General features: G+C 50.7%; 16 protein-coding genes and 3 pseudogenes. 5 read left to right on the top strand and 14 right to left on the bottom strand.

All coding sequences use genetic code 11. From position 1 onward, the window contains the following. Positions 1 to 33: 33 nt before the first annotated feature. Positions 34 to 654 (bottom strand): homoserine/homoserine lactone efflux protein, encoded by a 621-nt coding sequence (gene rhtB / locus RAHAQ2_RS20905; RefSeq protein WP_015699115.1) that lies wholly within the window; start codon positions 652 to 654, stop codon positions 34 to 36. 121 nt (positions 655 to 775) lie between these two features. Here rhtB and pldB point away from each other — a divergent pair, with 121 nt between their 5' ends. Together pldB and yigL are read left to right on the top strand one after the other, a co-directional pair. Continuing rightward, on the top strand, positions 776 to 1,768 hold the full coding sequence (pldB, locus tag RAHAQ2_RS20900; protein ID WP_015699114.1) for a lysophospholipase L2: 993 nt from the start codon (positions 776 to 778) through the stop codon (positions 1,766 to 1,768). A gap of 48 nt (positions 1,769 to 1,816) precedes the next feature. After that, positions 1,817 to 2,626, top strand: coding sequence for a sugar/pyridoxal phosphate phosphatase YigL (yigL, locus tag RAHAQ2_RS20895; protein ID WP_015699113.1), 810 nt, complete (start codon positions 1,817 to 1,819; stop codon positions 2,624 to 2,626). 53 nt (positions 2,627 to 2,679) lie between these two features. On the opposite strand, the pseudogene RAHAQ2_RS26260 reads toward yigL, so the two are convergent. From RAHAQ2_RS26260 to RAHAQ2_RS20830, 12 genes and pseudogenes are all read right to left on the bottom strand, one after another. Continuing rightward, positions 2,680 to 2,847: pseudogene (locus tag RAHAQ2_RS26260) on the bottom strand (hemagglutinin repeat-containing protein); the annotation flags it as partial. An 82-nt stretch (positions 2,848 to 2,929) separates the two neighbouring features. Beyond that, positions 2,930 to 3,196: a hypothetical protein gene (locus RAHAQ2_RS20885; RefSeq protein ID WP_015699112.1), complete on the bottom strand. Its 267-nt coding sequence runs from the start codon at positions 3,194 to 3,196 to the stop codon at positions 2,930 to 2,932. A 635-nt stretch (positions 3,197 to 3,831) separates the two neighbouring features. Then, positions 3,832 to 6,713 (bottom strand): annotated as a pseudogene (locus tag RAHAQ2_RS26255) (two-partner secretion domain-containing protein); the annotation flags it as partial. 12 nt (positions 6,714 to 6,725) lie between these two features. Further along, positions 6,726 to 8,358 (bottom strand): annotated as a pseudogene (locus RAHAQ2_RS20870) (ShlB/FhaC/HecB family hemolysin secretion/activation protein). Between the two features lie 295 nt (positions 8,359 to 8,653). Beyond that, the gene (locus tag RAHAQ2_RS25760; protein WP_015699108.1) at positions 8,654 to 9,922 is read right to left on the bottom strand and encodes a hypothetical protein; all 1,269 of its coding nucleotides are present in this window, start codon (positions 9,920 to 9,922) and stop codon (positions 8,654 to 8,656) included. Between the two features lie 111 nt (positions 9,923 to 10,033). Then, entirely contained in the window at positions 10,034 to 11,212 is a 1,179-nt protein-coding gene (locus RAHAQ2_RS20860) for a porin family protein (RefSeq protein WP_015699107.1), read from the bottom strand. 14 nt (positions 11,213 to 11,226) lie between these two features. After that, positions 11,227 to 12,141: a DUF1861 family protein gene (locus RAHAQ2_RS20855; protein WP_049796141.1), complete on the bottom strand. Its 915-nt coding sequence runs from the start codon at positions 12,139 to 12,141 to the stop codon at positions 11,227 to 11,229. After that, on the bottom strand, positions 12,138 to 13,199 hold the full coding sequence (locus RAHAQ2_RS20850; protein ID WP_037040874.1) for a glycoside hydrolase family 130 protein: 1,062 nt from the start codon (positions 13,197 to 13,199) through the stop codon (positions 12,138 to 12,140). The genes RAHAQ2_RS20855 and RAHAQ2_RS20850 overlap by 4 nt, the downstream gene beginning before the upstream one ends. Next, positions 13,186 to 14,736, bottom strand: coding sequence for an alpha-amylase family glycosyl hydrolase (locus RAHAQ2_RS20845; protein WP_015699104.1), 1,551 nt, complete (start codon positions 14,734 to 14,736; stop codon positions 13,186 to 13,188). The genes RAHAQ2_RS20850 and RAHAQ2_RS20845 overlap by 14 nt, the downstream gene beginning before the upstream one ends. A 12-nt stretch (positions 14,737 to 14,748) precedes the next feature. Further along, the gene (locus RAHAQ2_RS20840; RefSeq protein ID WP_037040879.1) at positions 14,749 to 15,573 is read right to left on the bottom strand and encodes a carbohydrate ABC transporter permease; all 825 of its coding nucleotides are present in this window, start codon (positions 15,571 to 15,573) and stop codon (positions 14,749 to 14,751) included. Positions 15,574 to 15,626: 53 nt separating this feature from the next. Continuing rightward, the gene (locus RAHAQ2_RS20835; protein ID WP_015699102.1) at positions 15,627 to 16,496 is read right to left on the bottom strand and encodes a carbohydrate ABC transporter permease; all 870 of its coding nucleotides are present in this window, start codon (positions 16,494 to 16,496) and stop codon (positions 15,627 to 15,629) included. Positions 16,497 to 16,499: 3 nt separating this feature from the next. Next, positions 16,500 to 17,762 carry an ABC transporter substrate-binding protein gene (locus tag RAHAQ2_RS20830; RefSeq protein WP_015699101.1) on the bottom strand — a complete coding sequence of 421 codons (1,263 nt, stop codon included), beginning with the start codon at positions 17,760 to 17,762 and terminating at the stop codon, positions 16,500 to 16,502. A gap of 266 nt (positions 17,763 to 18,028) precedes the next feature. On the opposite strand from RAHAQ2_RS20830, the gene RAHAQ2_RS20825 reads away from it, so the two are divergent. From RAHAQ2_RS20825 to RAHAQ2_RS20815, 3 genes are read left to right on the top strand one after another with little or no spacing between them, the layout of a single operon-like run. After that, complete coding sequence (locus RAHAQ2_RS20825; protein WP_015699100.1) at positions 18,029 to 19,063, top strand: LacI family DNA-binding transcriptional regulator; 1,035 nt, start codon at positions 18,029 to 18,031, stop codon at positions 19,061 to 19,063. A gap of 54 nt (positions 19,064 to 19,117) precedes the next feature. Beyond that, entirely contained in the window at positions 19,118 to 20,482 is a 1,365-nt protein-coding gene (locus tag RAHAQ2_RS20820; protein ID WP_015699099.1) for a phosphohexomutase domain-containing protein, read from the top strand. Positions 20,483 to 20,512: 30 nt separating this feature from the next. After that, positions 20,513 to 21,589 (top strand): ABC transporter ATP-binding protein, encoded by a 1,077-nt coding sequence (locus tag RAHAQ2_RS20815; RefSeq protein ID WP_015699098.1) that lies wholly within the window; start codon positions 20,513 to 20,515, stop codon positions 21,587 to 21,589. A gap of 49 nt (positions 21,590 to 21,638) precedes the next feature. Here the strand turns inward: RAHAQ2_RS20815 and glpT are convergent, their stop codons facing one another. Next, on the bottom strand, positions 21,639 to 22,991 hold the full coding sequence (glpT, locus tag RAHAQ2_RS20810; RefSeq protein ID WP_015699097.1) for a glycerol-3-phosphate transporter: 1,353 nt from the start codon (positions 22,989 to 22,991) through the stop codon (positions 21,639 to 21,641). Between the last annotated feature and the right edge of the window lie 79 nt (positions 22,992 to 23,070).

Here is a 23,070-nt window from a genome sequence, read left to right as displayed (position 1 = left end):
GTGTATGCCGGGCCCTTTTTGCATTCGGAGGAATCAAACCTTCCTGGCACTGGCCAGCAAGACGCCCACCAGCATAAACAGCGAGCCGAAGATGCGGTTCAGCAACTGCATCTGTTTCGGGGCTTTCACCCAACCGGCGATGCGGGTGGCCAGCGTGGCGTAGCCGATCATCACAATGATATCGACAACGACGGTAGTGACGCCGAGTACCACGTATTGTGCAGCCTGAGGTTGGTGCGCAATGATAAACTGCGGGAATAACGCGGCGAGAAAAACAATACTTTTTGGATTGGTCAGGTTCACCAGAATCGCGCGTTTGAATAAACGGCGACGCGGCATACTGCTGGCGAGCGCGTTCAGGTCAATCGCACCGGCAGAGCGCCACTGGCAAATACCCAGCCAGATTAAGTACGCCGCACCCAGCCATTTGAGAATTTCAAAGGCCATCAGCGATGATGAGATCAGCGCACCCAGCCCGATACCGACCAGCACGATGTGGATGGATAAACCGAGCTGTAACCCGGCGATTGACGCTACCGCCCCGCGATAGCCGTGGCTGATGCCGGTACTCATCGTGTTAATGGCACCGGAGCCAGGGGATAAACTTAAGATAGAAGTGGTGAGCAGGTAGGTTAACCACCAGTCCAGTGTCATTGCGAGACTCCCTGAATACGTTTTATGTTGTTTTATGGCACAATACGCCAATGTTTATAATTGCGCTATAGCTCACAAATAACACTTTCCTCCTCCCTGCCTGACGACGTTGGATCATTGAATGCCTGTGAATTTTGCGAAGTGGTTAACACGAGAGAAGGAGTTTTCCGCCTTTGCGACCGGACCTTTGCTGGATTTCTGGCGTACGCGCGAAGAAGGCGAGTTTAGTGGCGTTGACGATGTCCCGATCCGCTACGTCCGGTTCTGTTCCCCCGCGCATGATAAAGTCATCGTGGTGTCACCGGGGCGTATAGAAAGCTACGTAAAATATCCTGAAGTGGCCTACGATTTATTCCATTGCGGCTATGATGTCATGATTGTCGATCACCGTGGTCAGGGGCGCTCCGGGCGAATGCTCGACGATCCGCATTGTGGTCACGTGAAGCACTTTGATGATTATGTCGAAGATTTTGAAAGTTTTTATCAGCTGGAGATTGCCCCACGTCAGTACGTGAAAAAGTTCGCGCTGGCACACTCCATGGGCGGTGCAATTCTGGCGCTGTTTCTGGCGAAGAATCCGGGCAAGTTTGATGCGGCGGCGTTGCTCGCGCCGATGACCGGTATTTATTTGCCGATGCCGGGCTGGATTTCCCGCCGCATCCTCAACTGGGCGGAGAACCGTCCGCTGCGCCGCGACGGTTATGCGCTCGGTACCGGCCACTGGCGGCCATTACCCTTTGTGGTCAACCGCCTGACACACAGCCGTGAACGTTATCGCCGTAATCTGCGATTTTATGCCGATTACCCGGAGTTGCAGGTCGGCGGGCCAACCTATCACTGGGTGCGTGAAGGGATTGAGGCGGGGATGCATATCCTGAAAGAAGCTGAAAAAATCACCACTCCTGTACTGTTATTGCAGGCGAGCGAAGACCGTGTAGTGGATAACCGGTCCCACCTTGCTTTTTGTCAGGCCATGGCTGTTGCGGGGCACCCTTGTGAAGGGGAAAAACCGCGGGTCATTGAAGGCGCGCGCCATGAGATCCTGTTTGAACGGGACGACCTGAGGGCACAGGCGCTGGACGCTATCATGCGCTTTTTTGCGCGACAGAATTAATCCGCGGTTCGCCGCGCACAACTCCATCAGAGGTTAGAACCTAACGCTATGTACCATGTTGTTGCTTCCGATTTAGATGGCACGCTGCTATCACCTGATCATACCCTGACCCCGTTCGCCAAAGAGACGCTGAAACTGCTGACGCAGCGCGGCGTGCATTTCGTGTTCGCCACCGGGCGTCACCATATCGACGTGGCGCAGATGCGCGACAATCTGGAAATCAGTGCGTACATGATCACTTCCAACGGTGCGCGTGTGCATAACACCGACGGGGATCTGATTTTCTCGCATAATCTGGATGAAGACATCGCCAGAGACCTGTTCGGCATTATGCATAACAATCCTGATATTCTGACCAACGTTTATCGCAACGATGACTGGTACATGAACCGTGACCGTGCCGATCAGGATGATTTTTTCCGCGAATCCGTTTTTAAATACAAACTGTATGAACCGGGTCTGCTGGAAACTGACGGCATCTGCAAAGTGTATTTCACCTGTGAAGATCACGAAAAACTGCTGCCGCTTGAAGAAGCCATCAATGCGCGATGGGGCGACCGTGTGAACGTCAGTTTCTCACTGCCGGTGTGTCTGGAAGTGATGGCAGGCGGCGTATCAAAAGGCCATGCGCTGGAATATGTCTCCAAACTGATGGGCTATTCGCTGAAAGATTGCATCGCTTTTGGTGATGGTCTGAATGACCTGGAAATGCTGACGATGGCCGGTAAAGGTTGTCTGATGAGCGGTTCATTACCACGTCTGAAAGCCGCCATGCCGGATGCCGAAATCATCGGCTCCAATGCTGACGATGCCGTGCCGCATTACCTGCGTAAAATGTATTTGTCTGAAGAACGCTGATCTGTTTTAAAACCAAAGCAGGGTGTTTGCCCTGCTTTGGGTGTTGCACTTGCCGCTTTATTGCCGGTATCGCTGAAGCCTAACGTACCGGTATCGAGGCTGTTTTTATCCGCCGGACCTGTGCTGGCAATTACCGCGCCATCAAGCTGCGTATGCCCGCCTGCCGTGATATCAAAGCCGCCGTCACCGGCAAAAATACCAGATTGCTCAGTGACCGAGTCGTTGTTCATAACGATGATCCGGCTTGCTGAGTGAGCGGAAAAATATCCCGGCGCAGGCAACCGAGATATGCGTTTGTGAAAGTCATTCATTAGGATCGGTTGGGGGCTTTTTACGGGCGTTGTACCAATCGATTGTATTGAATAGTACCGTGCCTAATGAAATTCCTGAGCCACCAATAAATCCGAAAAATAATGCTCTCTTTACTTGCGAAACCGAGAAGTTAAATATTCCATTTGAAAAATAATATACGCCTGAGATAGCCAACCCAATCAGCAACAGTGAGGCTATGCAAAAAAAATAGCTGTATAAAAAGAATAAACTATATTTCAAGATGAATTTAGCCATCATTGCCCTACCTGCTGATTATCTTTTTTTGATGTATCCTTAATAGCTCCATTAGTAAATTCAAAAATCATTCCACCACTAAAATCATAAATAAAACCGGGTAAATCTTTACCTATCACTCTATCTGTAACTACAGGAGCCAATTTTCCAAACGTTCCACCCGCCAACCCACCAAAGGCTGCTCCCGCCTGTGAAGCACCGTCCAGCCCGTCCGCGAACCAGGCTCCACCCATACCGATACTGGTATTCACTATGACTCCCCGCCCCGGTGCCAGCATCCCGGCCGCGAATGATGCCGCACTCGCTTTATAATCCCATGACTTATTTTCATTACCCGGCTGGTCCAGGTCATAATACTGATAACCACTGTTTGCGCTCCAGGCCAGCACCCCACCGGCAATAGCTTTACCTGTCATAGCAGCAGGCCCCAGATATATCGCCGCGCCTGTTAATACGCCATCCTGATAACCTTCGACTATCGCTTTGGTGATATTCGCTCCTTCCGGCAAATCTCCTTTCGCTATTTTATCCAGCCCGGCCTGTATCTGTTCGGGCGAGAGATTATTATCTACCGCAAACTGATTCCACGAGCCTGCTGTATCCATATAATCCATCATCCCTGAGGGCAGATTAAAGTGATTGTATTCCGTCGCATTCTTCCCACCCTGCGCACCGGCAATAACGCCCGCCGTATCATCCCCGGCAAGTCCGCCAGCCAGCCCGGCCGCCAGCGTGCTCAGTGCCACGACTTTCTGCTTTTCCGTTTCCGTCAGGTCTTCATGCTTCACGCCCGGATAAAGCACCTGGGCGATTAGCTCACCGGTGGCTGCGCCTGCCGCGCCTGCTGCGGCGTCACGTCCCTGAAGCTCTGCGATCACACCGCCGACAATGGCGTGGGCGATGGCATTGGCGGCAACGTTATCTTCGCCGACCTGTTTCTTGATTTGCTCTGCCAGATACGGTGCCGCACCGCCTGCCAGTGCTGCTGCCATATCACCGCCCGCCAGCCCTTGAAGCGCCATCGTTGCCGCGCTGATACCTTGCTGGATATCGCTGCCGGTGCCGTACTGTTTCTGGGTGTCTTTGTACTCTTTTGTCTCCAGCAGTGCTTTGCCACTCAGTTCCGGGTGCGCAGCTTTCGCTTTTTCCAGCCCTTTAATCTCGCCCGCCGTCCGGGCGATATCTGCCGCCTGGCTGCCTACGTCGCCCAGCGCCTGCGCGATTTCCAGCCGCTTCTGCTCCTTCTCCTTATCAAATATCGGGCTGATGCTGCCGTTGGCATGTTCCACGTCACGGCTTAAATCAGCCACGTCCTGCTGCTGGTTTTCCCTGTCGCGGATGGTGATGGTTCCTGCGGAAATCGCTGCTTTGGTGGTGCCTGATGCCTCACCTTCACCGCCTGCGCCGACCAGAACGCCGTTCGCCATATTGCCGATAAAGTTCTCTGCAACAGTTCCGCCGGTGCTGATGCCCGCGCCCTGATGTCCGGTGCTGTATTCCGCTTTATTGCCGATGTCGCTGAAGCCCAGCGTACCGGTATCAAGGTGGTTTTTATCCGCCGACCCTGTGCTGGCAATTACCGCGCCATCGAGCTGGGTATGCCCGCCGACCGTGATATCAAAACCGCCGTCACCGGCATAAATTCCGGACTGCTCAGTGACCGAGTTGTAGTCGCTGTCCATGCCGTCGTGACTGGCACTGATGCTGCCGGAGCCGGTCATGGTGCCGAAGGAGAAGCTGGCCCCGCCGCTGATGCTCTGCTGGCTGCTGTCGTAATAGTCGCTGTCCTGCAGGCTGCTGAGGATCAGGTCGCCGCCGATATCCGCCACCACGCTGTTGCCGCTCACCTGCGCACCGGCAATCGTTGTGCCGTCGCCGCTGTTAATGCTGATGCGGTTGCCCGCGTCGATGGTGGTTTCGTTATGCTGCGTGCCGTTACCGCTCTCGCTGCCCCTGGAGGCGTTGCCGCTGGCGGAGATGTTAATCCCGGCACCGTCCTTGCCCATGCCGATGCCCATTCCTATCGCGCCGCCGCTGCTGCTGTTTTCTCCTTCCAGCCACTGTGTGTTCTGCGAGGAAATCAGGCTGATGTCGTCTGCCGCGTTCAGCGCCACGTCCAGCCCGGCTTTAATCTGGCTGCCGATAGCGGTGATATCGCCGCCCGTGGCGGTTATCGACACATTATCACCCGCCGTCAGCGTGCTGCCCGTGGCCGTATTCTGCCCGCTGCGTTGCTCAGTGCTTTTACGGCACTTATTGAGGTAGTGCCTTTGGCAGCAATTTTTCCGCTATTGGAAAGGGTACCGCTGCTTATAGCGGCGTTGTTACCGGCTATCAGCTGGCCCTGATTGGTTATCGTTCCCGCCACCTGCGCTGAAATATCACGCGCCGTATTGACGCTGCTGCGGCCATCCTGGGTTAAATCTTGTGCGTTGAGACTGAGGCTGTTTCCGGCGGTCAAACGGCTGTTGCTTAACGTCAGTTTGCCCTCGCTGTTCAGGGCGATGTTGTTGTCGCTGGCAAAGGTGCCATTGCTAAGTGCAATGTCCTGCCCGCTGACATTCATACTGCCACTGGCTTTATGTTCACCGCTCAGCGTAACGCTTTCCCCTTTGGCATTCAGGCTGCCGCTGGCAAGGCTGTTTTGCACGGTGAGTTTGCCGTTGGCATCCAGCGTGATATCTCCCTGGCGTGCGTTCAGGTTGCCAAGGTTAACGCCCACGCCTTTGTCACTGGAAACCAGACGGATACGACTGGCGTACATGCCACCGAGTGCGCCGGTATCCACCGCCACCACGGGTGCTGCGCCTTCACCGGCAATCGCGGTGATGCGGCCATTTTTATCCACGCGGTTAGCACCGGCGATAACGTTCATCGCGTTAGCATGAATTTGTGCATTCACTTCTGTGGCGCGCGCGATTATCGACAACGCATCCGACTCGCGGGCATTCAGCCCCTGGCCTTCAATGGTGATGGAGCCTTTTTTGACATCAAGGGAGTGTAAGTTGCCACTCGCATCGAACACCGGTTTACCCGTGGTGAGCGTAGCATTCGGTGTATTGATAAACCCGCAGCCGTTACAGGTGATGCCATACGGGTTCGCCACCATCACGTTTGCCGCTTTTCCGGCCACTTCGGTATAGCCGTTCAGTTGTGAGCGGTTCGTGCCCGTCACTTCATTAATGATGCCGCGCGCTTCATGGCCTGCTTTCAGATTCGTGTTGTTCTGAATCAGCCCGCCTAACTGCGTCTGGTTTAGCTGACCGGTAGCATTGTTGAGGATCAGCCCCTCTTTGCCGACGTTGTAATTTTGAAACTGGTTATGGGAAATTCCCGCGCCGTTGGGCGTGGCAATATTCACCACCGGCACACCGTTTCCGGCCTTATCGATACCGGTGGCCCCATTTGCAGGGGTCGGTGCGGCAAACGCCGGGAAAACCGGTTGTCCTGCCAGCAAGCCACAGATCAAATAACTCAGCAGGCTTTGAGCAAAGCAGGTTGGTTGTTGATGATTATCCATAATCTTTTTCCCTTAAATCACAAACGCGATGCGGTAATAAATGCTGAGGTGGTCAGGCGCTAACCAGTCCGGATATTGCAATGGTGTGCCCACGGTGAACTGGCTGGAGTAATAACGATTTGTGGTGGAAAGCCCGACGGCGGCCCCCCCACAGGGTGCCGGATGCCCATGGGTCTTTGTTATCTTTTTGCAGCCAGCCACCATCGAGTGCCACCACGCTGCTGACCTGGCCGATAAACGGCAATGTGAACAGTCTGTAGTTCAGTTCGTTACGCCAGTAACCGCCGTTATCGCCGGAAAGATATTGCTCTTTAAAGCCGCGCACCGAGCTTTCGCCACCGAGGGTCAGACGCTCGCTGCCATACAGCCTGTCCGGCGACCACTGACCGTAGAAACTGGTCAGCCACCATAAATCTTCAGCCACCGGCAACTGAAAGCTGCCGTTCAGGCTCCATTTTTTAAACCCGGCTTTCGGCAAATCATCGTTTTTGCCGTTATCGTCTTCCGCACCCAGCCAGGACACGCCATGGCTGAATGTGGGGTTGAAAGTCGCGACGCCGCCGAGGATTTTTTGCGTGTGGTTCAGGCCAAACAGCAGGCTGGTCAGCTTGCGGCTGCTGCTGTCAAGCAACACATCATTGAGAGAGTTATTGCTGATCTGATGTGTCAGTCCGATCGAAGCACCGGTTTTGATATCGCCGTTGCGAAATAGCACCCGCGAGGCGGTTAAACGGTGGGTGACGCTGTCGCCGGTGGATGCCCAGCCAAAGCCATTGTTGTCGATCGTGCTGAGGTAGTTGCTCCAGCTGTAGCTGTAATCGACCAGGTTATAGCCGTAAGGAATGCTGAGTCCGGCCTGTACGTTCTGTGCGTCATGCGAGGTGGCCCCGTCGCTGCTGCGTCCGCCGCTGACGAACCATTTATCCGCCATGCCCAGAACGTTACCGGCAGTCAGCGAGCCGCTAAGCTGCCCGGTACCGGTACTTTTTTGCCCGCTGTTATCAAAACTCAACGAGGCACTGAGAGGGGATTCCGGCGTGGCGGTGAGATTAACAATGGAATAGCCGGATTTTTTGGCGGGAAGAATGTCTATTTGCACCGGATTACTGCGTAACCGGTTGATTTGCTCCATGCCCTGTTCGATGTCACGCAGATTAAGAATACCGCCTTCCAGCCCCGGAAAAGCCATGGTGAGCTGTGAAGATGAATCGCCTTCGAGGGTGATTTTTTCAAGACGTCCCTCCAGCACCGAAATATGTAATTCTCCCTGAGATAAATCCTGTTCAGAGATAAATGCGCGGCTGGTTATATATCCCTGATGAATATACCAGTCAGAGATTTGACGGGTTATTTCCGCAATTCTGCTCATTCCTATACATTGATTAAGATGAGGGCTATTAATCTCTTGCTGTTCTTTATCAGAAAGAAGTGTTGCGTTATTTATATATATTTTATGAATGTAAAAACAGAGGGTATTGCTTTCTTCTATGTGTAATTCGACGGGTGAAACGGGAGAAAGACTGCGTTGCAGATCATCACGTTGTTGTTGGCTCTGCCTTAATAATTCCTGTTGTTCCTGACGGATCAGGTCACGGTCGGCCGGATTCAGGGGGGCCGCAACGCCGGATATAATGACGCCAGCCATTAAAATGGGCAGAATATATTTAAGAAATGAATATTTACACAAAAAAATCTATCCCATGGATAATTAATTAAGCAATGTTTTGATACGAATTTTAATATCATGTTTCGTGACGACAAATAAATCAAATTTTTAATGGTATTGATGCATGAATAAATTCATTTTGAAGGTACTCCGGATAAGTAGATGAGCTAAATTCCTGAATTAACGTATTCTGTTATATGAAAAGATGACCAATTACTATCCATTAGCAAAACCAAAGCAGAGTTTTACTCTGCTTTGGTGAATTTCCTGTGTGCTATTTTCCGCGACTTAACCTTTCCTCCAGTTGCTTCTTCGCCAGCGGCGAGCGTTCAATCGCATCCAGCGCCAGCAGCGTTTCTATTGTCGATTCTGCGCCTGAGTTACGGTTAACGCTTTTTTCGGGATCCAGCCCGTCAAATGCCAGCCCGGAATCCGGTAAGTACATCTGGATCCGCGCTACGTTCCCCCTGTAGAACCACATCGCCAGCGTCACGGCCTGGTCGATATAGCGGGTATCTCGCGAAATTTCATAAGCACGTAAATTGGCAAAAATCATCGGACGGAAGATATAAGCGATTTGAGAAAATTGCTGTTTATCATTCATTTCAACACTTTCCCCGGTCTTGCTGACGGAGAAACTGGTGAGATAACCCTGACTGATTAACCACGGATGAAAATTATCCAGCTCGTAAAACGCGGCTTTCACCATATCTCTGTCATTTAATACTGTTCCGGCTTCAAGCAACGCATAAGCCTGATTGTTGCCGTAGCCATGCCAGGTATTTTTCCAGCTAAGGAACACGCCATTTGCGGACGATGTGACGTCGCGTATTTGCATGGTCATGATGCCGCTGGCCAGCATTCTCATCATTTTTTCGATGTTTGGCTGGGGCGAAATTTGCTGCATACGGGTCAGGGCCAGCAGCAGAATGGCGGCCTGATCTGCACCACCATTCGGCATCCATACGGGCAACGTAATCCCTTTTAATGTCGTCAGGGTCTGCGTTTCCTGTACATAACCTGTCAGGGCCTGAGTCTGGCGGAAAAGGACATTGTGCATCTGTGCGGCGAGTGTTTCATCCTGCGCCTTCACGACAGGATACGCGCTGGCCAGTGCCCATAAAGCCCGCCACGTCCACCAGTTCGGTTCAGCGACGCTGGTTTTATAAGTGGTATTGATGGAGTTATCCGGATAAATGAAATTATAGAAATAACCGTTTTCAGCCTGCATCATCAAAATGCTGCGGGTCAGATGGATGATTTTATTCATCACCGCAGGAGCGGGCTGATGCGAATACAAACCGGTATAGAACACCAGCGCACGTGAAATATCATCGATAGCAGAAACACCTTCAATCGGATCTTTTACCCATCCATATTTAGGATATTCACTATAAATATGAATAATTCCTACCGATTTGCCATTCGGGAGCATCCTTTGTTCGTAAAGTGAATCCAGATGCGCAGTATTGACGGGTATAGCAAAAGAAGAGATAGAGAATGTTGAAATAAAAACCAGTAATATTATTTTTGCAAGACTCATATAGCGGTCCTTGTATTATTCATTCTTCATTACTGAAGATATCGGAGGTAAAGATAAAAAGGGTTTGTTTATATATTGTTTATTATTATTGATTGTCGTTAATGATAAGTATCAAAAGATAAAGTTAAAGCCTACTTTACCAAAGTTGGTCGTCTGGTCATCGAACCCGCTCATTCCGTCAATTTCCTTCTCGCCTTCTGTCCGGTAAAATACTTCGGAGACAAAATAAACTTTTGGCGTAATTGCGTAGCTGTAGTTAACGATATATTTCCAGGCTTTAGCACTGTAGGTTTCGTTACCTTTACGATCCTTAATTCGTTTATGCTGCGGCTCCATTTTTAACAGGAAATTATGTTTATCCAGATGATACGTTGCCCAGGGGCGGATCTCTTTTTCGACCACATTGGAGCCACGGTTACCATTTCTGTCATAGTCATTGCCTTCCTTTCGAAAGAATTCGGTTCCCACGGTGAAATCATCCGTTACGCGATAACTCACATTGAGCAGTGCTTCATAAAAAACAAATTCTCCAGAATCAGCCCCGTTCGCGCCTTTGTCTTCTGTCAGCCATTTAAGGTCGGTATTCACTGCCAGTTTATCCGTGGCCTGATAACGATAATAAGGCCGGAAACCATAGCCGTCGCCACCAATCAGGTACGCGTTACTTTCCGCCACCGTGGGTTTTTCATAACCGGTTTTTCCCAGATAGATGGCTTCGAACATCATCCAGTGCTTACCGGTTTCATAAGCATACGCTGGCCGGACTTCCATTTCTGTCATACGAAAATCGGTATGATTATTGGATGCGTCGTGAATTTCGTTCTTAAAGGAAACCTTTTTAAGCACAAAACCCAGGTTAAAACCGGTATCTCCCAGATTTACACGTCCGTCGCCGAAAACCCATTCGTGAACAGGACGGGAGTTATGTGAAGAACCTTCATTTCTGAAATGCTCTATTTTATATTCTGTCAGCCAGTTGCCGTGAAGGTTATAGCCGGTATCACCTTCCTCTAACTCTACCAGCGCAATATTGTCATTATCGACACTAATAACTGCATCCACTACTTTACCACTCGGATGTTTCATTCTGATTTTTTCACCCGGATAAATGGCAGCATTAATATTTTCTGGCTTTGGTTTTATGACTTCATTTTTTCCTGCATCGGGTTGTACAACGGGCGTTATACAGATGGGAAGTGAAGATGCTTTTTGCACTTTTTCCTCAGCCAGTGCATCGATAGGAAAGGGAAGTGTGAGACAAAGACAAGATATTACCTGAGCTTTATTCATGTATTATTTTCCTGTTACTTAAAGGGATGGTTTATTTCAATCCATTGCGCTTCACAATCACTGGTTCCGCAATATAACCGGGGCGCAGATGACTCAGTAATGCAAAGACCTCCGGGGAAGATGACGTCTTCAAGATCGGCGCGTTTGGCGGCGCCGGGTTTGAACTGTTTGCGTTCAGCGATGATTTTCATGGCCGTGCAGCGATAGGTCTGGCAGTTGAAAATGAACGAGCAGGCATAATAGTTCCGGTATCCACGGGCGTCGAAACGGGCAACATGTCCCAGCACACCGATCTGATGTCCATCCAGAACGTATGCCGCATTCACACCACACCATTCTTCGGCGGCGACCTGTCCCTGCAGCAATGTCGCCTGAGCTATCTTGGCCGGGGTCAGATCCTCCAGTGAATCCAGCAGAATATAACCGATGGTACCTCGTCCGCCGGTTTCACCCTGCGGACGGGTAAACAGCAATACTTTTCCGTCCGGTAAACCCACCGGACGGATGTCTTTCATGCCCTGAGGTCCGATGAAAAATGGGCGCAGAGAGTACATATCTGCTCCCCGGTACAGCACGGTTCTCCATTGCAGTCTCCCGCTGGTGCCATCCGCCGGCTCAACGCTGACCCCGCCAAAGATAAATTCCCCGCCGATCCGGGCAAAGAACGGATCCTGAAGAGCGAAGACCGGCGCGTCAGGCAGTAATGTGCACTGACGGACGCCATCAAATTCAAAAAATTTTACCTGTGATAACTCTGAGTTTCTGGGCTCGACACGCGCCGCAATGACCGAAATGTCTGCGCAACGAAACGGTGCGGTCAGGTTATAAACATCGTCGTCCCCTGCGCCGGAAAAAGAGATTTTTTCTCCGGCGGGCACTGGCAATTTCAGGGAATGAAATTGGCGGAGTAATGTTTCAACCGTGCTCACAGCGGCATTCCAAGATGAACCCATAAGGCATCGAGCGGCATTGTTGCCAGTGCAATGCACTCATCGGCTGCCCCGTAATAAATTTTCAACAGGTCTCCCTCCAGCAATGCGCCGCAGGTAAAGACAACGTTGCCAAAGAATCCTTCTTTTTCATATATCGCTTCCGGTTGTAACAGCGGCACTGAAGATTTGGCGAGGATGTTGAACGGATTATTCAGATCGAGCAGCATCGCGCCGAGGCAATAACGCTGGTCTTTATCCACACCATGATAAATCTGCAACCAGCCGCGCACCGTTTTTATCAGCGGTGCGCCACCGCCCAGTTTCAGCGCATCCCAGTCGCCGGAAGCACTGCCGAGCAAATGGCGATGATTGCCCCAGTGCAGCATGTCCGGTGATTCACACATCCAGATCTCCGGCTTGCCAAAATGTTTGGGTGAAGGACGGGTCAGGGCCTGATATTTGCCGTTAATTTTTTCCGGGAAGAAGCAGACATCGCGGTTATCGGGGCAGAAAATCACGCCTTGTTTTTCCACAGTGACAAAATCGGTGGTGGTCGCCAGCGCGGTGGAAATGCCATACGGCGAAATGGCCGAATAATTGATGTAGTAAACGCCATCGATCAGCGTAATTCGTGGATCTTCACAGCCAAATTGTTCGTATTGCGTATCAGCGGTCAAAAAGGGCTGAGTATCAACACTAAAATCTTCGCCGTTGTGACTGCGCGCTAAACGCAGATGTGACATGGAGGTCAGCCAGATCACCGAAGGGTCAGCTTTCAGTGCAATCATTCTGGGGTCACTGAAATCATAGGCCGGATCATCGCGACGAAAACGTTTTGTGCCCGCCCGCCAGGCGCTTTGCTGATTTACCAGAAGCGGCACTTCCAGACAATTAGCGTCGGTTGAGAGCACGCTTTCCGCGACACGAAGCAGCAGCAGGGTTTCTCCCTGATATGAACATACGCCTGCGTTAAAAACACAATCGACCTTCCAGCCGGGCTGGGAAGGAGTAACGTCAGCAGGTGTTAACAGCGGGTTTTTATCACTTCTGAGCATTTTCATGGTTCACCTTTTTGATAAGAATTTGGTTTTTTTCCAGCAGCGGTTCATCCGTGCCGAACAGGACAGCATTACCATCGTCAAAGCCCACGTTGATGACCGGCGGGCCGAAATTGATCATCACTTCCAGACATTCAGCGCCCAGATGACGACGGAAAATCAGGCATTGTTTAAACAGCGTGAGGTACTGATAGTGGCCATGCTGAAGGGAGGGATGAGTATTTCTTATGTGGATCAGTCGCTTATAATAGGCCAGGATTGATTGTGAGCGCTTACTTTCATCTTCGACGTTAATCTGATCGTCTCCGGCATCCGCTGGTGTCCAGGGTACCGGTAAACGGGAGGCATCCCGGCAGAATGGCAAAGCATAAGTAAGCGCTTGCTTATCACTCATGCCTTGTGAAATGGCAGTGTGATACTGAGTGATGCCCTGGATGTCCCGCATCTGCTGCACATTCTGAGGGATAAAATCGGTCATGCCGATTTCTTCTCCCTGAAAGATAAAGGGCACGCCACGGGCGGTCATTTGCAGGGCGAAAACGGCCATAGCGCGGGGGATATCGCGGGCTGATTCACCGAAACGGCTGATCATCCGTGACATATCATGGCTGGAGAAAAACAGTGTCGGTAAGCCGGAGAGCGTGGTTTCCATCGCCTGCAATTCGGCGAAAATCGCCGCGATATCAAAGCGTTTCTGGCTGCCGAGATTGAAATTAAACACCACGTCCAGCAGCCCGGCCCCCTGATAAGGGGCCATGACCGGTAATTCATCACTGCCCACTTCGCCAATTAGCAGGAATTCCCCCCGGGCACGGATATGGCGACACAGGCGATTCACCACGTTCAGCACACCGGGCTGATTGATATCGTTGTCATGTGGCGGTTCTTCGCCCCCTCCGGCGGGTGGGTGATCTTCCCCGATGCCGTTGGTGGTCAGAAAATTAATCACATCAAAACGAAAGCCATCGACACCGCGTGCTATCCAGAAATCGAAGATCTTTTTAATCTCCTGCTCCACGGCAGGATTTGACCAGTTCAGGCATACCTGCTGAGGCGAGAATTTATGGTAGTAATTCTCTGTCCCGCCGGGTTCCTGCGTCCAGGCTGAGCCGCCAAAGAAAGAGGTCCAGTTATTGGTTTTCTCACGAAAGAAAAAGAAGTCACGGAAAGGGCTGTCCGGCTGACGGAGGGCCGCCTGAAACCACGGATGCTGGTCCGAAACGTGGTTAATCACCACGTCAATGACCAGCAGGATATTGCGCTGATGACAGGCCGCAATCAGTTCATCGAAAAGGTCTAACGTGCCAAAGCGCGGGTCTACGGCGCAGTGATCGCTGATGTCGTAGCCATTATCCACCAGCGGAGAGGGATAAAAGGGGGTGATCCAGATGCCGCCAATGCCCAGCTCAGCCAGATAATCCAGTTTAGAAACCAGACCCTGAAAATCGCCTAATCCGTCAGCGTTACCGTCACAGAACGAGGGTAAATACACCTGATAAAATACCCGGTCCTGCCATGTTTTCAGGTTATTCATCATTCAGACCTGTTATTTAAGTGAAAGCGACATCCCTTCCAGGAAATGCTTCCTGAAGAGGATAAACAAAACGACGATCGGCAGGGTTTGTACTACTGAACCCGCCAGAACCGGGCCGACATAAATGCCATAGGATTTACTGAACGTTGCCAGCAGAACGGAAAGTGGCATTTTGTTGACGTCCTGCATGACAATCAGCGGCCAGAGAAAATTGTCCCAGGCGCTGGTAAAGGTAAAAATCGCGACGATGGCCAAAATAGATTTGTTGAGGGGCAGCATGACATGGAGCAATATTTTGATAAGACCGGCGTGATCTAACCTTGCGGCATGAATATAGTCATTTGGCGTACCTTTAAAACTCTGCGAGATCATAAAAATGCCCCAGCCATTCATGACGAACGGTAAAATAAGAGCACCATAAGAATTAATCATGCCGAGCTCTCGCATCAGTACGAAATGCGGAATAATAAACATGAAAGCCGGGAAAACCATTTGCAGGATGAGCAGATTTTTGAAAATATCCCGGCCTTTAAATTCCATTTTTGCCAGCGCATAGCCAATTAAACACGATGTCAGTGTGACGCAAACCGTGATGGTTAATGTAATAAATATGGAGTTAAACAACGTCCGCAGAAACGGTTTTTCTGCTTTACCGGTACCATCGAACAGGAAAATATAATTATCGAATGACAGCGGGCCGGAAAAAAGAGATGTCGTATAAATATCGGCTGTATTTTTAAACGAACCGATTAACATCCACAAATACGGATATAACCAGGTGATGGCCAGCGCAAACATCAGCAGATGGATCACTACGGAGCCGATCGTTTGTTTCAGTAAAAATTTTTGTACAGGAGCGGCGGCTCCTGTCCTCACAGATTGTGTCTTCATCATACGATCTCGATTTTCTTTTCCAGACACCGGCGCAATATCCAGATCAGTGAGAAACTGAACAGGGCGACAATAATAGACATGGTCGCGGCCCAGCTGGGCTGCATCTGCCGGAAGGCGGCCTCATACATGACCACCATAGGCGTGGTGGTGCTTTCCAGCGGGCCACCGCCGGTGATGAGATAAGGTTCGGTAAAAATACTGAACGCGACTGTAATCGCGAGAACCAGCACCATGACTATCTGGGCATTCATCAGGGGCAATGTGATATGCCATATTTTTCCGAGGCCCGTGGTTTTATCGAGATCGGCGGCATCGTAAATATCTTTGGGAATAGTAATCAGCCCGGAATAAAAAATCAGGCCATAATAACCGACAAATTTCCAGGTGATAATAAGGGCAATAGATAACATGGCGAAATCTGGGTGAGTAAACCACGGAACATTAATGCCAAATATGTCCATCAGAAACGTGTTGATCGGCCCTGTTTCACTGAACAGTTTCGAAAATACAATGGAATACGCCACGCCGGATGAAACATTGGCGAGCAGGAAACTCAGGGCAACAAACGCTTTACCGTATTTTATCTTTCTTAGTCCGAAAGCGAACAATAGTGAAGAAACAAAAACTATCGGCAGATAGTAAGCCAGAAATTTAAATACGTTATAAACCGACGTCCAGAATAAAGGGTTCTGCATGACGGAAATAATATTTTTTACCCCGTTGAAGGACGGAACGCCAATAAATTTCCAGTCAGTAAAACTCAGTACCGCCAGCCAGAGAAAAGGATAAAGCCAGAATACCAGCGAATATCCGAGGTAAGTGGAGGCCAGAAGGCCTCCCAGTGATGACTCTTTGATTTTTATCATCGCTTACTGCCCCAGCGTTTTGTCGATCTCTTGTGAGGACGCCTGAATCACCTCGGGTATCGGGCTATTTTTAAACACCAGTTTTTCAATCATTTGGGTCATCGTCCGCTGGACTTCAACGGTTTTAGTGACTGGTGCCGGAGGTACCGCTTTCGGGACGTAGGAGACAATCGCGTTAACTAATGGGTGTTGTTGCAGATACTCTTCAAAAATCGGATTGCTTTGCAGATCTTCCCGGGCAGGTGGCATGCCGGTCAGTTCCAGCCAGCGCCGGTCATGTTTCGGATCGCTGTATACCCATTGAATAAACTTCCAGGCGTCGGCCTGCACTTTTGACGTGCTGAACATCACGATCCCTTTGCTGTCAGCCATGGTGGCCACGCCGGGTTCGCCGGTCAGTGTCGGCATCGGGCCGATACGGATGGTTTTTAACACCTCGGGGAATTGCTTCTGATAGCGGTCAATATCCCATGGTCCGCGAACCGCGCCCAGCACGCTTCCCGCTGCCAGCGGATCGTCGGCGGCGCTGAAATCATAGCTGGTCCATTTGTTCGCAAACATTTTATTGAGGAAGGTGAGGGTCTGTTGTCCGGCTTCATTATCAAAGCTGGCTTTATGGCTCTCAATATACGGGCTGCCCTGAGAGGCGGCGTAATACAGCGGAATAAAGTCGAACCAGCGATCCCACCAGTTTTTGCCGCTGGTGATTTGCAGGCTGTAGCCTTTCTGGTTTTGCGTCATCCGTTCTGACAGCGTGTAAATTTCATCATAGGTGGCCGGCACATGATCAAAACCTTGCTCAGCCAGCAGATCGCTACGCCACCAATACACGACCGGGCTGATATAAATCGGGATAACATTTTGCTGCCCTTCGAACTGCCATGATGCCACGGCTTTCCCCATATGTCGGGTTTCAACCAGTTCCTGAAAACCGGGCATTTTGGCGTAGTCATTGAGTTGTTTAAGTTCGGATAACTGTTTAGCGAAGCCGATAAAAATATTGGTGGATATATCTGGCTCGGTGCCTGATGCCAGCGCGTTCATAATGGCTTCTTCAGAACTCCCCGCCGCCGGTATTGGCGTGAATTCCACTTTTCTGTTGGCCGGATTACTGTTCCATTCTTTTACTACCTCGCCCCAATACACTTCCTGAGTCACATTGGGCGCTATCCACATTTTAATGCTGGTCTGATCTTTCTCTTCAGGCCCGCAGCCGGAAAGAAATAACGTGATACCTGCAATAGCAGCCAGTTTCATTTTTTTCATGCGGTTTCCTATTTCCATTAGGTTGTAATTCATAATTTGATATTATATTTAATGGTTATTCATATTATTATTTTATGATTTAATTTCTATTTAAACGCTAGCATGTAAATTTGGTAAATAAATGTTATTGCCGTCACACAAATGATTTTGTTTAACGTTAAACTTTATTCCATATATCCATTGCAATAGCTTTTTTTTTGTGAGTATATATTGGCGAATTATGTGTTTTTTAGACGGGAGATTTCATTTATTCAAAGCATTCAGGAGTGTGTAAACTGAGTAAGATAACCTTAAAATCAATTGCCCGTGAATTGGGGGTGACGCACACGACGGTGTCGAATGCATTTAATAACCCGGGGAAGTTATCTGAATCCTTAAGAAAGCGAATAATTGATTACGCTCATTCCGTTAATTTCTACGGACCCGATAATATCGGGCGCGCATTACGTACCGGCAGGTCGGACGCGATTGGCATTATCTTCAATGACACGCTGAGTTATGTTTTTACTGACAGCCATGACGTGCAACTCATGCAGGGCATCGCCGGTGAATGTGACCGCAAAGGTGTCAGCATCATCCTGATCCCATTGCATAATGGACAGGGCGCGCGGGCCAGTGTGATTAACACAGCGGTAGATGGTTATATCCTTAATGCGACACACAATAATGACCAGATTATCGCTAAGGCATTATCAAAAAATCTGCCGGTGGTGACCACGGATTTTAAAATTCCCCCGCACAGCAGTGTCTCCATTGATAACTACCGGGCGATGAGGGAAATTTGCCTGCACCTGCTGGAAAAAGGACACCGTGAATTCGGGATTATTTCATTTCCTTCACTGCAGGGGCGTAAGGGTATCGTGCCATTGAGTCAGGATATTTCAGGTGATAATGACGTTATGATCACCCGGGTGAAATCTTGTGTGGAGACTTTCCGCGAATGGAATATCGAACTCGATAATTGCTTTCTTTGTGAAACAAGCCATCACGAGACGTTTGGCGAAATAGCGGCGCAGGAATTACTTAACGTAAACCCGGGAATAACCGCGTTTATTTGCCTGTCTGACCGCTTTGCGCAAGGCGCGATTAATTATTGCCGGCAGTCCGGGTTACGGGTTCCGCAAAATATCGCGATTACCGGATTTGATAATATTCCCCGGCCAGAGAATGAAATCGGGCTCACTACCATTTCCCAGGATCCCGTTAGAAAAGGTGAGATAGCCGCTGCCTTGCTGCTGGAGGGGAAAAATAATATTCACTTCGACCTTGAGTTTACGTTAATTATACGTGGTTCTACCTGATTCCCGGTGGGGCCATAAAGACGCAAGTACTGATGTCTATTTTCAGGATGAAATATGGCCTTATTAAATTGTTTTAAAGCTTATGATATTCGTGGTGTGCTGGGAACTGAACTTAATGACGATATTGCTTATCGTATCGGAGCCGCGTTTGCGCAATTTTACCACCCGCAGCGGGTCGTGCTGGGCAGTGATATTCGCCGGACGTCTTCTGCCCTGAAGTACGCCGTCGCGCGTGGACTTATGGATCAGGGCTGCGGGGTGATTGATATCGGTATGACCGGCAGCGAAGAGGTGTATTTTGCCACCCGTTCCTTGCAGGCCGACGGCGGGATCCAGATTACCGCCAGTCATAACCCGGACAACTATAACGGTATGAAAATCGTGGGCAGGGAGGCGAGGCCGGTCAGCAGCGACAGCGGGTTAAAGGATATTCAGCAACTGGCTGAAAATAATATATTCACGGCGGTGGCGCAGCCCGGTTTGTATCAGCAGTTTTCAAACCGCAGCGCTTATCTGGAGCATCTGCTTAGCTATTTAACGTTGCCGTTCGGACGACCGCTGCGGGTGGTGGTTAACGCAGGAAACGGTGCGGCTGGCCCTACGCTGGATGCGCTGGAACACGCCTTTCTGGCACGCGGCATTCCCCTGACGCTGATAAAAATTCATCATGAGCCGGATGGCACTTTTCCCCACGGTATTCCCAACCCGATGTTGCCGGAAAACCGGCTGGCGACGAGCAATGCGGTACGTGAACATCAGGCGGATTTGGGTATTGCCTGGGATGGTGATTTTGACCGCTGCTTTATCTTTGATGAGCAGGGCGAATACGTGGAGGCCTATTACATTGTCGGATTGCTGGCGGAACTGTTTTTGCAACGCTCCCCCGGCGAAAAAATCCTTCATGACCCGCGTCTGATCTGGAACACCCGCGACATTGTCAGTGCCAGCCACGGCATTGCCATCGAAACCAAAACCGGCCATGCCTTCATCAAAGAAAGAATGCGCAGTGAAAACGCGATTTACGGCGGTGAAATGAGTGCCCATCACTACTTCCGGGATTTCGGCTACTGCGACAGCGGGATGATCCCGGCGTTACTGGTGCTACAACATCTCAGCCAGTGCAGCCAGAAAATGTCCGGGCTGATTGCTGCCCGTAAAGCCCTTTTCCCGGTATCCGGCGAAATCAATCTCTCTGTCAGTCAGCCCGCTGAGGCCATCAACCGTGTCCGCGACCATTACCAGCATCAGGCGCTAAGTATCCGCCAGACTGACGGGCTGAGTATGGAATTCGATAACTGGCGGTTTAATTTACGCGCTTCCAATACCGAGCCGCTCCTGCGTCTCAACATCGAAACCCGACAATCCACCGCGCTGTTAGCTGAAATCACCGGAAAACTGCTCGCCCTTGCCGGGGCGTAACCGCTCATCTTTTTTTCAAAGGACAACGTCATGTCAGGTTTAACGCTAAAAAATATCAAAAAATACTATGACAAAACGGCCGTGATCCCCGATTTGTCTCTGGAGATCCATTCCGGTGAGTTTCTGGTGCTGGTCGGTCCGTCAGGCTGCGGGAAATCAACGTTATTGCGCATGATTGCCGGGCTGGATGCGCTGAGCGACGGAACTATCCATATTGAAGATACGGATGTGACGGATTTGCCCGCCGGAAAGCGCGGTCTGTCGATGGTATTTCAGTCCTACGCGCTTTATCCGCACATGACCGTCAGGCAGAACCTGGCATTTGGTCTGAAGAATATCCGCACGCCGCCGCAAGAAATCGCCCGACGCATAAGCGAAGCCGCCCTGATTTTGCGGCTGGAGGACATGCTTGACCGCTTGCCGCAAAACCTTTCCGGCGGGCAACGTCAGCGCGTTGCCATCGGGCGTTCCATTGTTCAGCAGCCGAAAGTGTTTTTGTTTGATGAACCATTGTCGAATCTCGATGCCGCGCTGCGTGTGCAGATGCGACAGGAAATCAGTCAGCTTCATGCCCGCCTGAAAAACACCATGATTTACGTGACCCACGATCAGGTCGAGGCCATGACGCTGGCGGACCGGATTGTGGTGCTTAACAAAGGTCACATTGAGCAAATCGGCACGCCGGTTGAGCTCTATAATTGCCCCGCCAGTCTGTTTGTCGCCGGTTTTATCGGTACGCCGAAAATCAATGTGATCCCGGCGCGGGTAGAAGACCGCCAGTTATGTATTGACGGGCAGCCGATGTTCCCGCTGGGAGATAAATACCCGTCGGTGCAGGATGGACAAACGGTATCGCTGGCGATCCGCCCTGAGCTGTTGCGCCTCAATGAAGTGACGGATCATGCCTTCGGTGTGTTGGTGGATTTCACTGAGTTGCAGGGTGATTCCACGCTGGTCTACGCGCGCGTTGGCGAACATATCCTGAAAATGAAGTCGTCGAAGCAGCTCTCTTTTGCTAAAAACACGCCGCTCAGGTTCGGGTTTAATGCCGCCAGTATTTTACTGTTTGATGAAGCGGGCAGGCGCATCCTCCCGGACGTTGCGTAAAAACAAAAAGGCACATTTCTGTGCCTTTTCGACGAAGATAAAACACAAATCAGGCATTTTTCGCCAGTTGCGCTTTGTGTTTGTTCTCACTCAGCATCGTCAGTAGCAGCAACAGAACAGCCAGTACGCAACCAGCGATCATCACGATAAAGCCGCCGTCCCAGCCAAAGTAATCGACGGTATAACCCACAATGGCGCTGGCCGCGACCGAACCGCCAAGATATCCAAACAGTCCGGTAAAACCTGCGGCGGTGCCGGCCGCTTTCTTCGGTGCCAGTTCCAGCGCATGTAAACCAATCAACATTACCGGCCCGTAAATCAGGAAGCCGATGGTGATCATACAGGCCATATCAATGCCCGGATTGCCAACCGGATTGAGCCAGTACACCACGGTCGCGATGGTGACCAGCACCATAAAGAACACGCCGGTTGCGCCGCGATTACCTTTGAAGACTTTGTCCGACATCCAGCCGCACAGCAATGTGCCCGGAATGCCTGCGTATTCATAAAGGAAATACGTCCAGGAAGATTTATCCAGAGCAAAGTGCTTCACTTCCTTCAGATACGTCGGCGACCAGTCGAGAATGCCGTAACGCAGCAGATAGACAAAAACGTTAGCCAGTGCGATGTACCACAACAATTTGTTCGGCAAAATGTACTGCATAAAAATCTGTTTCGCCGTCAGTTCCTGCTCGGCAGACTCTTTTACATAGTCCGGCGGATAATCGTTTTTGTATTCTTCAATTGGCGGCAGACCGCAGGACTGCGGCGTATCGCGCATGGTCATGAAGGCAAACACCGCCAGCAGGATAGCGCCGAAAGCAGGCATATACAGCGCCGCATGCCAGTCGTTAAACCATGCCATGCCGAGCAGGAACAGCAGCGGAGGAATACCGCCGCCGACGTTATGCGCGCAGTTCCACACCGACACCACGCCGCCGCGTTCTTTCTGCGACCACCAGTGCACCATAGTGCGTCCGCACGGCGGCCAGCCCATTCCCTGGAACCATCCGCACAGAAACAGCAATACAAACATGATGGCAATGCTGGACGTTGCCCACGGCACGAAGCCCATAAACAACATCACGGCAGCAGCCAGAATCAAACCGGCGGGCAGAAAGACACGCGGATTCGAGCGGTCAGACACAGACCCCATGATGAATTTTGAGATGCCGTAGGCAATGGAAATCCCGGACAGCGCGAACCCCAAATCGCCACGGGAGAAACCCTGATCGATCAGGTAAGGCATGGCCAGTGCGAAGTTTTTGCGCACCAGATAGTAGGCCGCATAACCGAAGAAAATCCCCATGAAGATTTGCCAGCGCAGCCGGCGGTAAAGCGGATCAACGTGAGCCTCATCAACTGGGGCTTTGTGGGGCGCGGGTTTAAAGATACTGAGCATAAATGCCTCCGATGGCATAAATCAGGGCGGACTCATCATGAGCCACAGACGAAATGGCGGAGCCAGGGTGTTCCAAAAC

It is taken from the genome of Rahnella aquatilis CIP 78.65 = ATCC 33071, from assembly GCF_000241955.1.
Lineage (GTDB): Bacteria > Pseudomonadota > Gammaproteobacteria > Enterobacterales > Enterobacteriaceae > Rahnella > Rahnella aquatilis.
Note: the sequence above shows the minus strand (reverse complement) of the source record. Positions and strands in the feature narration are given on the sequence as shown.